Origin of the sequence: Clostridium sp. 1001271st1 H5, from assembly GCF_005845215.1 — a bacterium.
In the GTDB taxonomy this organism is placed as follows: domain Bacteria; phylum Bacillota; class Clostridia; order Lachnospirales; family Lachnospiraceae; genus Enterocloster.
The window spans coordinates 1-13,869 of the sequence record NZ_SPHO01000037.1; the positions used below are offsets into that span (position 1 = coordinate 1).

Annotated in this window: 12 protein-coding genes; 10 read left to right on the forward strand and 2 right to left on the reverse strand. The window is 48.1% G+C overall.

The window, feature by feature from the left end:
• Positions 1 to 330 precede the first annotated feature (330 nt).
• The 8 genes from FGS84_RS29185 (at position 331) to FGS84_RS29220 (ending at position 10,247) form a co-directional block, all read left to right on the forward strand.
• Positions 331 to 2,616 (forward strand): helix-turn-helix domain-containing protein, encoded by a 2,286-nt coding sequence (locus FGS84_RS29185; protein ID WP_171042742.1) that lies wholly within the window; start codon positions 331 to 333, stop codon positions 2,614 to 2,616.
• Positions 2,617 to 2,915: 299 nt separating this feature from the next.
• Positions 2,916 to 3,998 (forward strand): TRAP transporter substrate-binding protein, encoded by a 1,083-nt coding sequence (locus tag FGS84_RS29190; RefSeq protein WP_171042743.1) that lies wholly within the window; start codon positions 2,916 to 2,918, stop codon positions 3,996 to 3,998.
• 69 nt (positions 3,999 to 4,067) lie between these two features.
• Positions 4,068 to 4,586 carry a TRAP transporter small permease gene (locus FGS84_RS29195; RefSeq protein WP_138311690.1) on the forward strand — a complete coding sequence of 173 codons (519 nt, stop codon included), beginning with the start codon at positions 4,068 to 4,070 and terminating at the stop codon, positions 4,584 to 4,586.
• The gene (locus FGS84_RS29200; RefSeq protein ID WP_207671150.1) at positions 4,586 to 5,866 is read left to right on the forward strand and encodes a TRAP transporter large permease; all 1,281 of its coding nucleotides are present in this window, start codon (positions 4,586 to 4,588) and stop codon (positions 5,864 to 5,866) included. The genes FGS84_RS29195 and FGS84_RS29200 overlap by 1 nt, the downstream gene beginning before the upstream one ends.
• A 23-nt stretch (positions 5,867 to 5,889) precedes the next feature.
• Positions 5,890 to 7,032, forward strand: a complete 1,143-nt coding sequence (locus FGS84_RS29205; RefSeq protein WP_171042744.1) for an extracellular solute-binding protein — start codon at positions 5,890 to 5,892, stop codon at positions 7,030 to 7,032.
• Between the two features lie 7 nt (positions 7,033 to 7,039).
• Positions 7,040 to 8,257 carry a CaiB/BaiF CoA-transferase family protein gene (locus FGS84_RS29210; protein WP_138311693.1) on the forward strand — a complete coding sequence of 406 codons (1,218 nt, stop codon included), beginning with the start codon at positions 7,040 to 7,042 and terminating at the stop codon, positions 8,255 to 8,257.
• Between the two features lie 16 nt (positions 8,258 to 8,273).
• Positions 8,274 to 9,044, forward strand: coding sequence for an enoyl-CoA hydratase/isomerase family protein (locus FGS84_RS29215; RefSeq protein ID WP_138311694.1), 771 nt, complete (start codon positions 8,274 to 8,276; stop codon positions 9,042 to 9,044).
• A gap of 15 nt (positions 9,045 to 9,059) precedes the next feature.
• Positions 9,060 to 10,247, forward strand: coding sequence for a CaiB/BaiF CoA-transferase family protein (locus FGS84_RS29220; protein WP_138311695.1), 1,188 nt, complete (start codon positions 9,060 to 9,062; stop codon positions 10,245 to 10,247).
• 53 nt (positions 10,248 to 10,300) lie between these two features.
• Here FGS84_RS29220 and FGS84_RS29225 read toward each other — a convergent pair whose 3' ends face one another.
• Both FGS84_RS29225 and FGS84_RS29230 read right to left on the reverse strand, forming a co-directional pair.
• The gene (locus FGS84_RS29225; protein WP_138311696.1) at positions 10,301 to 10,696 is read right to left on the reverse strand and encodes a DUF2752 domain-containing protein; all 396 of its coding nucleotides are present in this window, start codon (positions 10,694 to 10,696) and stop codon (positions 10,301 to 10,303) included.
• Positions 10,689 to 11,033 (reverse strand): DUF4234 domain-containing protein, encoded by a 345-nt coding sequence (locus FGS84_RS29230; protein WP_138311697.1) that lies wholly within the window; start codon positions 11,031 to 11,033, stop codon positions 10,689 to 10,691. Before FGS84_RS29230 ends, FGS84_RS29225 begins: the two co-directional genes overlap by 8 nt.
• A 255-nt stretch (positions 11,034 to 11,288) precedes the next feature.
• Here FGS84_RS29230 and FGS84_RS29235 point away from each other — a divergent pair, with 255 nt between their 5' ends.
• Both FGS84_RS29235 and rplI read left to right on the forward strand, forming a co-directional pair.
• Positions 11,289 to 13,337 carry a DHH family phosphoesterase gene (locus tag FGS84_RS29235; protein WP_138311698.1) on the forward strand — a complete coding sequence of 683 codons (2,049 nt, stop codon included), beginning with the start codon at positions 11,289 to 11,291 and terminating at the stop codon, positions 13,335 to 13,337.
• 44 nt (positions 13,338 to 13,381) lie between these two features.
• Positions 13,382 to 13,828, forward strand: a complete 447-nt coding sequence (gene rplI, locus FGS84_RS29240; protein WP_138311699.1) for a 50S ribosomal protein L9 — start codon at positions 13,382 to 13,384, stop codon at positions 13,826 to 13,828.
• Positions 13,829 to 13,869 lie beyond the last annotated feature (41 nt).

Sequence of the window (13,869 nt, forward strand, 5' to 3'; positions counted from 1 at the left end):
CTGACTGTAAATATATGATGTGTTGAATTGCCCCTAAAGAATTATGGTGTTAAAGCCCAAAGACGGGTTTTGTGAACATTTATCACCCGTTTATTGCCCGTATACCGGCTGTTTCCGGCATAGAATAACTGGCTTCTGTTTTTTAAATACTGCTATATCAATTAGAAATCATACAAATACCCCCTCACCTCTGAATGTTGTAAACAACATCATATTATAGCGGTGAATTGTTGATTTAATCATTCCTGTCTATTATAATAATAAAGAATTCTGCTATAAAACAGGGACATATATGGACGAACTGGCAGTGCGGGAATGGGTGGAAAAAGAATGGAAAAGGACAAAGCAATAAGTTCCAGATTTAATTTAGTAGGTAAATATAAGTTTAAAAGTGTATTTGTAAGGATTCTAATCTTCCTTCTGCTCTATTCATCACTGCTTTTGGCGGTGCTCTACACATACAACCGTTATATTATGCGTAAGAATGTGGAACAGAGATTGGGAATCAGGACCTTTGCAGTGTTGGAAAAGACCCAGGAGAGTATAGACAGGGAGCTTCATAATCTGTCCAACCAGATAGTACAGCTGTCAAAGGACGAATATATAAGAGCTGTGATGACAGCTCCTAACATCAAGAATTCAGAACGCAATTACAATATTGTGTACCAGCTGCAATCTGTGAAACTGGTTAATGACTTGGTAAGCGGTGCCTTTTTATACCTTCCCAGCGATGATACCTTCTACAGCAGTGAGGGGGTAGCGGTGAAGGCAGAACAATACAAGGGAACAGGACAGGTAAACCAGCTTTTGGAATTTTGCAGAAATGCAGATGCACAGGTGGGGGAACAGCAGTTTGTATCCATAGGAAAGACGCAGTATCTGCTGCTGTATGCCCCTGTCTTTTACGATAGAATACTGGGGGTGCTGGCTTTTCAGATTGACTCAAATTATCTGAATTCCATCATAGAAGGTAAGGGGGAAACCGGGAAGGGAAATACCATATGGACTTACGATAAGGAGGGATACCCGGTATTTCCTTCCCAGATAGGGTATCCGGAGAAACTTACGCCGGAGGCAGTAACGGACATGCCGGTTACCTCTGGTTTTCCGCTAGGGGAGAAAGGCGGATACTATAAACTGGTATCCGCGCAAAACGGCTGGCAGTATATATTAGGGACTGATGCAGACCTATTTCGGATGGAGGTATCTGCTATTGACGGCGGGCTTTTGCTCATTGTGCTGGGACTTGCATTTTTCTGTATCCTGTTTTCCGTTTATTTGGCCAGAAGTGTGTATCTTCCTATTCACAAACTGATAGGAATTGCAGATCAGGTGGCAAAAAGCGGGGATGAGACGGTTTCAAAGAATGAACTGGAACTTCTGGAAAAAAGCGTCAGCTATACTGTGATGCGCAATCAGGAGATGAGACATTTTTTGCAGAATATAAAACCTGCCATGATATCGGATACATTCCGTAATCTGCTGCTGGGTCATGAGATTGACAATGAAACGCTGGACGCAACCTTTACAGCACTGGGAACAGAATTCAGCACCAGACTGAATTATACGCTGGTAATCATTTCACTGGTCTCAGAGGATAGGGAGTTCTCTCTGCTGGAGTGCAATATCCTTCTGCATCGGCTGGAACAGGAAATTATCCGATACGCAGAAGGACGCTATATATGCAGTTTTGTCCATATGCTGGAAAACAGTCATATGATTGTTGTTATGGGTTTTCCAAAGACGGTGTCGGCAAAGCAGATTCTGAGCTGGAAGGAGGAACAGGAACAGCAGATACAGGATATATGCAGCGATTATCCTGTCCAGCTTCTGACGGGAAGTTCCAGATATATCATGGGTATCACTGAGCTTTATAAGAATTTCTCGCTGATATGCCAGGACTTAAAATATAAAATTTACCTTCAGAATCACAGGGAGGAGGAAGCTCACACTCCGCTCATCGAACCGGACAGGCAGCTGATAAGCAATACATTTTCAACTATAAAAGAGAAAATTGATAACGGCGAGGAGGAGGAAGCAAGAAATCTGGTTAAAAAGACAGCTATGGAATTGCTTAAGCATAAAAATACATCTGATGAGTTGAAGGAGTTTGCAGCTTATTGGTGGGAGGCTGTGATGAAGGAGCTGATACCGCTTGATGTATTTGACAGGGAAGAACTCTACAATCAGAGAACGCAGCTTTTTGCATCTCTGGGTGACAGGGAAAGGTTCCAGTCACAGCTGGAACGCTTTAACAGCCTGGCAATAGATGGAATCAAATCCAGCTCCCGTAAGTTAAAACGCAGATATGTGGAGAGAGCCCGTCAATATATTGAGGAACACTACAGTGAGTCGAATCTTTCCCTTTCAGCCATATCTGAGTTTTTGGGAATCAGCCAAAGTTATATGAGCACTCAGTTTAAGAAAGAGACAGGGACAAATTTTATCGAGTACCTGAACCGTTACCGCATTGAGAGAAGCAAACTGCTGCTGCAGATGACGGAAATGACCATCGAAGAAGTGGGATTTAAAACCGGATTTTCCAGCGCCAAGAATTTTATACGGGTATTTAAAAAATATGAAGAGATATCTCCGGGAACGTTCAGGGAACAGTAAATAAGGAGATGGAGAGAGGGCATTGCCGCATAGAGGGATGAAAAATTCCGGGGCAATGTCTTTTTTATTATTATAGATATCCAGGGTATTATACATCCTTATATAGTTGGCAAGAGACAATTTTTTAGATTCTATTACCATTTTTTACGAAACAGGAGTAGATGAATAAAATTTGAGAACATTATGTGAAAAAAGGGGCATTTATTTTCTTAACGAAATCTTTATATAATGGACCTATGCCACACAAGCTGGCAGCGAAACCTAAAAACAAGTATTTTACAGAAGGGGGTTACAATCAAATGAAAAAAAGAGTGGTATCTACAATTTTAACAGCAGCACTTATCGGCAGTATGCTGGCAGGATGCGGTTCATCTGCACCGGATAAGACAACAGCGGCGCCGGCCGGAAACGGCGAAAGCTCAGCAGAGGCATCTGCAGAGACAGCAGCACCGGCGGGACAGGTGCTGGAGCTGAGCCTTGCGGACGCACAGCCGGATGGATGCGCCTGTAATCTTTCCATGAAAGCCATGGTGGAGGAGATTGGGGAGAAATCCGGCGGCAGCATTAAGGTTACCTACTATCCGAACAGCCAGCTGGGCAATGAAAGAGACCTGGCGGAGGGCGTAATGGCCGGTACCGTGGATATGGCATGGGTATCCTGTGCTGTCATGCAGAACTTTGATGACAGTTTTGCAATATTTTCACTTCCTTTTATATTTAAGGATTATGACCATGTACATGCCTACGGGAACAGCGATTTAGGAAGACAGGTATTTGGGAAGCTGGAGAACTCCAGTAAGATTAAAGTGCTGGGACTGTTCGACCAGGGGTTCCGTTGGATTTGGACTACCAATAAAGAGGTAAAGACACTGAATGATTTATCTGGCCTTAAGATACGTACGCCTGAGTCAGATGTATACACCCAGACATTTACACTGTTGGGAACCAATCCCACGCCCATGGCATTTGGGGATTTGTTCACCGCATTGCAGACCGGGGTTGTGGAGGGATATGAGGTAAACCCGGAGTCTACATGGAGCAATGGAACCTATGAGGCTATTAAATACGGTGCAAAAAGCAATCACATTTTTGCCGGCTCTGTTCTTTTTATTTCCCAGAATGCTTATGACCGTCTCAGCGAAGACCAGAAGAAGATACTGGAGGAAGCTGCGGCAAATGCAGTTGTATATAACAATCAGGTGGCACAGGAAAGTGAAGCTGAGTATGAGAAAAAGCTGGTGGAAGCAGGATTGTCCATCAACAGCCTGGATGACGGCGAACAGGAGAAGTTTGCTGCTGCTGTCCAGCCATTGTATGAAAAGTACTACGACATGGTGGGCGGCAAGGAGTATGTGGACCAGGTCAGCAGCATGGAATATTAGTTTTAATGAAATCCGCTTCCTTCATACCGATGAAGGAAAGCGGATTCTACATATAGAAGGAGGTTGACAATGAATCGGTTTTTCAGAATATTCGATATGACAGTAAATCTGCTTATGATAGCCTGCTCCGTTGGATTTGTAGGACTGGCATTTGTACAGGTCATCTGCCGGTTTGTATTAAACTCGTCCCTCACCTGGTCAGAGGAGCTTTGCCGGTATCTCTTTGTTGAGATGGTGTTCCTGGGGGCAGGCGTATGCGTGCTGGAGAAAAAACATGCAGCAGTTGATATTGTCATTAAAATACTGCCTAAAAAGGTACAGAAGTATTACCAGGCAGTTCTGGACGGTATCGTGGTGGTGACCGGTATACTGATTACATATTTCGGATGTAAGTTTGCCTGTGGAGCAGTGGGGCAGACCTCACCGGCTCTCAGGCTTCCCTACCAGTATATTTATGCCGGTATTGTCCTGGGCGGAGCTGTACTGGCTATTGACGGGTTGAGAAATCTGTACACCACACTTACCAACCATATTACCTACCACAGTTATATTAATCCGGAGCTGAATGAAAAAGGGGAGGTAGAGTGATGCTGAGTATTTTGATGATTACATTTCTTGCACTTTTGATTTTAGGATGCCCTATTGCTGTGGGAATGTGCTTTTCCAGCTTTGTGGCCCTGTTTGCAGGAAATACCACGGTGCCTCTTACGGTGGTGCCCCAAAGAATGTTCGTAACCATTGATTCCTTCAGCATGATGGCGATTCCTTTGTTTATTTTGGCAGGGGAGTTGATGAACAGTGCCGGAATTACCAGGAGAATTGTTAACTTCTGCAGTGCTCTGGTGGGGCATATCAGGGGAGGACTGGCCCATGTGAACATCCTTGCATCTATGCTGTTTGCAGGAATCTCCGGAGCAGCTGCGGCAGACAGTGCTTCCCTTGGCTCCATGCTGATTCCTGCTATGATAGAAGACGGCTATGATGCGGACTTTTCCGTGGCGGTAACAGCTACATCCTCCACCATAGGACCTATTATTCCGCCAAGTATCATGATGATTATCTATGGTTCCATGGCAGGCGTGTCAATCGGTGCCCTGTTCATGGGCGGTGTTATACCGGGAATCCTGATTGGCATTACATTGATGGGAGTTGCCTATGTCATATCCTGCAAGAGAGGGTATAAGGCGGAGGCTAAAAAATCTTTGCGGGAGATTGCAGTGGCTTTCCGGCAGTCGCTGGTGGCTCTTGTCATGCCAGTCATTGTGCTGGGAGGTATCTTGTTTGGCGTATTTACAACCACGGAGGCAGGATGCATAGCGGTGGTGTATGCGCTGATTGCCGGATTCCTGATGAAAGAACTTCATCTAAAAGACCTGTTCCGCATATTCCTCAGCGCTGCCCTGACAACAGCCAGCACCATGTTTGTTCTGGCGTCAGCCCAGGCCCTGGGATGGATACTTGCCAGGGCTCAGTTTCCGCAGATGGTTGTAAATGCCCTTTTGGGAGTATCCGGCAACGGCACTGTCATATTCCTTCTCATATTGCTGTTCCTGTTCTTCCTGGGATTCTTTATGGACGGAACAGCTGCCATGATTATCCTGATTCCTGTATTTTTGCCTGTAATTGCACAGTATGGCTGGCATCCGGTACAGTTTGCAGATTGTATTATCATGATGCTGCTTGTGGGAGCTGTGACGCCGCCGGTTGGGGTTCTGCTGTTCATATGCTGCGGAATTGCAAAAATATCCATTGCCCAGGCAGCCAGGGCAGTATGGCCCTTTGTAATGGGAGAGATAGCAGTTATCCTGCTGTGTGTCTTTATTCCACAGCTTATAACCTTCCTGCCTAACATGATGTACGGAGTGTGATTCGAGTGAAGGAAAAGATATGTTTGAAAGGTATTACCTGGAACCATCCCAGAGGATATGAATCCATTGGGGCGGTGTCAAAAGCATTTTCAAGGAACTGCACAGATGTGAAGTTACACTGGGATGTACGTTCATTAAAGGACTTTGGAGACTACCCGGTAACTCTTCTGGCAGAGAATTATGATTTAATTATGCTGGACCATCCTCATATTGGCAGTGCAGTGGAAGGCGGCGCTCTGATTCCCCTGAATCAGTGGCTGGACCAGGCATTTTTAGAAGACCAGGAGAAAAATTCGGTAGGACGCAGCTTTGAGAGCTATCAGATGAATGGCTGCCAGTGGGCGCTGGCCGTGGATGCGGCCGCCCAAATCAGCGCTTACAGGCCGGACCTTATGGCAGGGATTTTGCCGCCCAGGAATTGGGATGAGGTTAAAAATCTGGCAAAGGACAGGAAAAGGGCTGGCTGGGTAGGATTCCCCCTGTGCCAGACAGACGTGTACTGCAGCTTTCTCACCATATGCGCCAATATAAGGGGTGACGGGGTAATATGCAGGGAATCAGGTGTGGAATACCAGGCTGCGCTGCAGGCAGTGGAACTTCTCCGGGAATTATCGGAACTGGTTTACCCGGCTTCCCTGGATATGAATCCCATACAAATGCTGGAGCATATGGCTCTCACTGATGAAGTCTGCTATGTACCGCTGCTTTTTGGATATTCCAACTATGCACGGACGCCCCCTTTCGGGAGAAAGCTGATACGGTTTACCAATATCCCATCCTTTACACAAATACCTTCGGGAGCGCTCCTGGGGGGAGTGGGACTGGCAGTGTCTTCCGGTTGTAAAAATAAAAGAATTGCCGCAGATTTTGTCAGGTTTGCTGCTCAGGATGATATCCAGAGGGGAATTTACTATGAGAATGCAGGTCAGCCGGGTTATCTGGGAGCCTGGACGGATGAGGCGGTTAACAGAGACTGCCACGGTTTTTTCCTGGATACGCTGGATACTCTCAGACTCAGCTATCTCCGCCCGAGATATGGGGGGTATAACCGGTTTCAGGAGATGGCAGGTCTTATTTTGAATCAGGGTTTAAAGGACAGGCAGAAGCCGGGGGAGATAGTGAGCTGTCTTCAGGCATTATTTGAAAAACTGAAAAAGCAGAGGTGATAAGTGCATGGATATGCCGTTGGAAGGACTGAAGGTTATTGATCTTTCCCACCATATGGCCGGGCCCGTGGCAAGCCAGAGGTTGGGAGACATGGGGGCGGATGTGATAAAGGTAGAGCCCCTGGGTTATGGGGAGTGGACCAGGATACGTCCAATCGGAAACGGCTGGGTAAGTGAGTATATGAATACTTCCTTTATTAGCGCTAACCGTAATAAACGAAGCCTTACCCTGAACCTTAAATCCGCTGAAGGAAAACAAATTCTTCTGGGGATGATTGGTAAGGCTGATATATTTATAAGCAACTTCCGGCCGTCTGTCCACAAACGTCTGGGTTTGGATTATGATACCCTAAAATTAGAAAATAGAAGACTGGTTTATTGTTCTGTTACCGGTTATGGTCAGGATGGGCCTTATAAGGACAGACCGGGTCAGGATTTGCTGATACAGGGCCTCTCGGGTGTTACCTGGAATGCAGGACGGGACGGGGAACCTCCCATTCCTTTGGGGACTTTTGTGGCGGATGCCATGGCAGGGCAGAATGCAGTGGAAGGCATACTGGCTGCTCTTTACTCCAGGGAGAAAACAGGAAAGGGCCAGATGGTGTCTGTGGATTTGCTGTCCAGCCTTATAGAGGTACAGACTCAGGAATATACTACCTATCTGAACTCAGGCCAGCTTCCGGAGCGGACAAAGGAACTCCTGGCGCATCCCTTGATTAACAGTCCTTATGGGATACACAGGACAAAGGACAGCTATCTGGCACTGGCAATGGCTCCGTTTGACAAGCTTGCAAAGGCTTTGGGGTGTCCGGAGCTGGACAGATTTAAGACATGGGAGGACGGACAACTGCACAGAGATGAGATTTTCCGGCTGGCGGCAGAGGTCTTAAAAACCAGGACCACAGAGGAATGGATACAGGTCCTTCAGGAAAAGGACTTGTGGTGCGGGGAGGTGCTGACGTATCCGCAGGTTGTGGAGAATCCGCAGGTGAGGCACATGGAGGTGTTCCGCACCATGGAAAGTGAGGATTACGGAGAGGTACAGGTGGTGAGCAATCCAATCCGTTTCAGCGATACGCCGGTGACATACCGTATTGCTCCCCCTGTTCTGGGAAAACACAATCATGAGATATTAAGGGAATATGGATATACGGAACAGGAGATAGAGGAATTTTTAAAAAAGAAAGTGATTCAGGATGAAAATCCTGAGACATTCAGGATATAGGAAAGCGAGGCATAAAATGGAAACTATTACATACGAGAAACAGGGACATGTGGCGACCATCCGTTTTAACAGACCGGAGAAAATGAATGCCATAACACCGGATATGATGGTGCAGCTGTATCAGTGCGTGGAGGAAATCAACGCTGATATGGATATCCGTTCTGTGGTTGTGACCGGAGGGGACAAGGTTTTTTGTTCGGGCAGCGATATCAAGAAGCTGGTAACGTATGATACTCCCTGGGATTTTCACAACCGCCAAAAGGATTATCCCACCTCCATCCGTCTGATTCGAAAGCCTGTCATAGCCATGGTAAACGGCTATTGCCTGGGCGGCGGTCTGGAAATGGCTATCAGCGCAGATATGCGCTATGCGTCAGAGTCCGCAAGATTCGGAGCCCCTGAGATTAATCATGGCTGGATTGGGGGAGGAGGCGCAAGCCAGATTCTTCCGCGGTTGGTGGGACCGGGGCTGGCAGCGGAAATGCTCATATCGGGTAAGACCTACACAGCCAGTGAGGCTAAGGATATGGGACTGGTGGACCGTCTCTATGGGACACCCCAGGAACTGGAGACAGCTACTTACGATATGGCAGGACTGATTGCATCTAAGGCACCCATTGCAGCCCAGGTAATAAAAAAAGCGGTCAGGGTATCACAGAATATAGGACTGGACGCGGGACTGGACTATGAGAATGAATTAGTTTACATAACCTTTAGCACCGAGGATAAGGAGGAGGGGCAGAGGGCATTTATTGAAAAGAGAGAACCGGTATTTAAAGGCTGTTAACAGGAGGGGAAAAGCATGAGCCAGTTGTTGGAAGGAGTCAGGATTTTAGATTTTACACAATACAAGGCAGGTCCCATGGGAACGCAGATTTTAGGAGATATGGGGGCGGATATTATTAAGGTAGAGCGGAGCAAAGGGGGGGATTTGGAGCGCAGTTTTGCCACATTCGGGAAGTTCACCCAGGAGGGGGACAGTCCTTTCTTTCTGGCCATGAACCGCAATAAACGGAGTCTGGGACTTAACCTAAAAACGCCTGAGGCGAAGGAGGTTATCTATAAGTTGGCAAAGGAGGCAGATGTGGTGGTGCAGAATTTCCGTCCTGGGGTTCTGGAACGGCTGGGATACGGATATGAGGATTTTAAGAAGATAAATCCGGGCATCATCTACTGTTCCAATAGTGGCTACGGGCTAACCGGTCCTTATGTGACCAGGCCGGGGCAGGACCTGCTGGCCCAGTCCATGTCCGGACTGGTGATGATGAACGGTAAGGAGGATTCTCCTACGGCAGTGGCTACCTCGGTGGCCGATGCCGCCACAGCCCTGTATCTCTGTATTGCCATATTGGGAGCCCTATATCACAAAAAGGCAACGGGAGAGGGGCAGGAGGTAGATGTGGATTTACTCAGCAGTACCATCGCATTCCAGCAGGAGGAAATTTGTGCTTATATGAATCTGAATCCCAGACCGGATTTCAGAAGAAGCAGGACAGGACTGGCTGCACCGTGGAATGGAGCGCCTTACGGCATTTACAGGACATCGGATGATAAATATATTGCATTGGGGGTGGTTCCTATGGAAAAGCTGTCAAAACTTTTGAATGCACCGGAACTGGCCAGGTTTACAGATTTGGAAGAGGCATTTAACAGCAGGGATGACATACGGCTTGTGGTGGAAGAAAAGATAAAACAGAATACACAGGATTACTGGGTGGAATACATGCTCTCCTATGATGTGTGGTGTGCCCAGGTGAATACATTTGAGGAAATGCTCAGGGACCCACAGGTCATCCATAACCGGAACATACGTAAGATGCAGCATCCGTCCTTGGGAGAAATCGGTGTGGTGGCTACACCAATCCGGTATACCAAAACACCTATTAAGTATGATATGGCGCCGCCGCTGGTAGGACAGCACTCGGCGGAGATACTGAGAGAACTGGGTTATGGGGAAGACGAGGCAGAGGATATACTGAGCAGGCAGTAAGGCTGAGTAAGAAGGGGCGTATCGCGGCTGCCGCCGCTCAGATTTGCAGCGGTTTAAGGCCGCAGCCCCTCAAACCCCGGAAGATTCCGCACCACCCCAAACACAAGCAGCACCCCAACCATCACATAAAACACACAGGTCTGCACCTGCGTGGGGCGGGTGTTTCCGGTCCTTACATACCGCACAGCCATCCGGAGAGCCATGACCAGTCCCGGAGGAAGCAGGAGAAAGACGGCAGCATTTGCCTTAAAAGCAGATGCAAAGTCCAGACTGAGAATGGACAGGCACATACGGCTTACGCCGCAGCCGGGACAGTACAGTCCGGTGACCGTATGGAACAGGCAGGGAATCAGGGGATGTCCGGCCAGAATACAGATAAATGCATAAAACAGGCCGGCTCCCAGGAGCCCGCCTGTTTTTATGCATAATGTCCGAAGACGTTTACGCATTAGGGAGATACTTGTTCAGCTCATTCTGAAGCAGGGCGTAAGCCACGATGCCCAGTCCGAACAGGCTGAGAAGCAGATAGACCACCGGTGCGCTTCCCCTTGGCTCACCATGCTGGTCATGGAGTATCTCAACTGCATTGCCCATCTGGTACATCCAGTAAAGGGCGTAAATCCCACAGGTAATCAGTGAGAACAGGAAAACCAGTCCACCGCTTGTACCCTGCCTGCCGGAAAGCGCATTGGTATCGTCGTTCAATACAATCATCCAATAGATGCCGTAAATCCCGCAGGTAACCAGGCTCAGCAAGATGCATACTACAATGTTGCGCTGTTTCATACGTATATCCTCCTTGGTGTGGTATAGTCAGGTAATACAGCTTAGATTCTATCATAGGCATGGTTCTTTATCAACAAAAAGCGTTACAATGTTCATCTTTTTGCCTTCTTTTTACGCTTGTTATGCCTTGGGCTCCATGGGAAATTGCTGGCACATTGCTGGCAAAATCTCATTTTTATGGACGAATGAGGCCGGATATGTTATACTAACTAAGATAGGCGTATTCCGATTTCTGGATACGAATGGAGGCAGACTATGAAAGATAAAGGAAGGACGCGGGGGATTTTCAAGGTCTACCTGCAGTGGCCGCTCTTTTTGTCGGTCCTTTTAATCGTACTGACTGCTGTGGTGGCAGCGGTATCCATAAAAGCCGGCATTATAGTATCGGTCTTTACCATTGTCTATATAGGGATTGCCCTTTGGCTGTATTTTTCAAGAAAAAGAGGCATACTTGCCGGGCTTATTGCATTTTCTTCCGCTTATGACCAGAGCAGGCAGAACCTGCTGGAAGAGATGCTGATGCCCTATGCGGTGGCAGACGGCGCCGGACATCTGTTGTGGATGAACCGGGAGTTTGCGGCAATCCTGGAAGAAGACAAGAATTCATATAAGAATATTACGGCCATGTTTCCTGAGATTACAAAGGAAATGCTGGCTACCGGCGGGGAGGTTGTGAGTCTTCACAGTTCCCTGGGAGATAGGAAGTTCCGGATTGATTTAAAGCAGGTCATGGTGGACAGCCTGGATGCGGCAGTGACTGCGGGAGGGCTGGAAGGCCAGGGCTCATCCGTCACGGCCATCTATCTGCTGGATGAGACTCAGACGCTTAAGTACATGCAGCAGATTAACGACCAGAAGCTGGTGGCGGGACTGATTTACCTGGATAACTATGACGAGGCTCTGGAAAGCGTGGAGGAAGTCCGGCGCTCCCTTCTGACCGCCCTCATAGACCGTAAGATAAGCAAATATATTTCCGGCATGAACGGCATTGTAAAGAAGATTGAGAAGGATAAGTATTTCTTTGCCATCAAGCAGCAGTACATGGCCAGGATACAGGAGGAACGTTTTTCCATCCTGGAGGATGTAAAGACAGTGAACATAGGCAACGACATGTCCGTGACCTTAAGTATCGGTATCGGCATGAACGGCGACAGCTACAGCCAGAATTATGAATATGCCAGGACTTCCATTGACATGGCCCTGGGACGGGGCGGTGACCAGGCGGTGGTCAAGGACTCGGATAAGATTCAGTATTACGGCGGCAAGGCCCAGCAGATGGAGAAGACCACCAGGGTGAAGGCCAGGGTAAAGGCCCATGCCCTCAGGGAGCTGATGGAGAACAAGGACCGGCTCCTTATTATGGGACACCGTCTGGCGGACATTGATTCCTTTGGTGCAGCGGTGGGTATATACCGCATTGCCATGTCCATGAACAAGAAGGCCAATATTGTGGTCAATGAAGTGACCTCGTCAGTGCGCCCTATGATGGAGCGCTTTATGGGAAATGCAGAATATCCTGAGGACATGCTGCTCACAGGTCCCAGGGCAGCTGAGCTGGTGGACCAGGGAACCATGCTGGTCATCGTGGATGTGAACCGGCCCAGCATTACGGATGAACCGGCCCTTCTGGAGATGGTGAAGACCATTGTGGTCTTAGACCATCACAGGACCAGCAGTGAAATCATAGATAACGCAGTGCTTTCCTATGTAGAGCCATATGCCTCGTCTACCTGCGAAATGGTGGCTGAGGTATTGCAATATATTGCGGACGGTATTAAAATCAAATCTGCTGAGGCAGACGCCATGTATGCCGGTATTGTCATTGACACCCAGAACTTTACCAATCAGACCGGTGTCAGGACATTTGAGGCAGCGGCATTTCTGAGGAGAAGCGGCGCTGACATAACCAGGGTGCGCAAGCTTTTCAGGGAGAATATGAAGGATTATCAGGCAAAGGCGGACGCAGTCAGAAAGGCCGAGGTGTTTATGGATGCTTTCGCCATCAGCGAATGCTCAGCCGAAGGACTGGAGAGTCCCACCATTATCGGGGCCCAGGCAGCCAACGAGCTTCTGGAAATCCGCGGTATGAAGGCTTCGGTAGTGCTTACGGATTATAACGGAACCATATATTTCAGCGCCAGGTCCATTGACGAGGTCAATGTCCAGGTCATGATGGAGAAGCTGGGAGGCGGTGGACACCGCACCATAGCAGGCGCCCAGATGAAGGGCGTGACCGTGGAAGAGGCAAAGGAGCGGCTGAAGGACGTTATCCGCCAGATGCTGGAGGAAGGCGAGGTATCCTGATAAGGGATGCGGACAGACACAGAAACAGAAAGGAAGTATGAGACATGCAGGTAGTATTACTGGAAGACGTAAAGTCATTAGGAAAAAAAGGTCAGATTGTGAATGTGAATGACGGCTATGCCAGGAACTTCATACTGCCCAAGAAGCTTGGGGCGGAAGCTAATTCCAAGAATCTGAATGATTTAAAGCTTAAGAAGGCAAACGATGACAGGATTGCGGCAGAGCAGCTGGCAGCAGCCAGGGAGCTGGGAGCAAAGCTGGACGCTTCCTCCGTGACACTGACCATCAAGGCAGGAGAGGGCGGAAGGGCCTTTGGCTCCGTATCCTCCAAGGAAATCGGCAAAGCCATTGGGGACCAGCTGGGAATTGACATTGACAAGAAAAAGATTGTGCTGAATGACCCCATCAAGTCCATTGGCAGCTTTGAGGTACCGATTAAGCTTCATAAGGATGTGACGGCCAGATTGGCTGTCAAGGTAGTGGAAGCATAAAATCATAGCGCAGACAGAGGACCCGCCTAATCAGGCGGGTC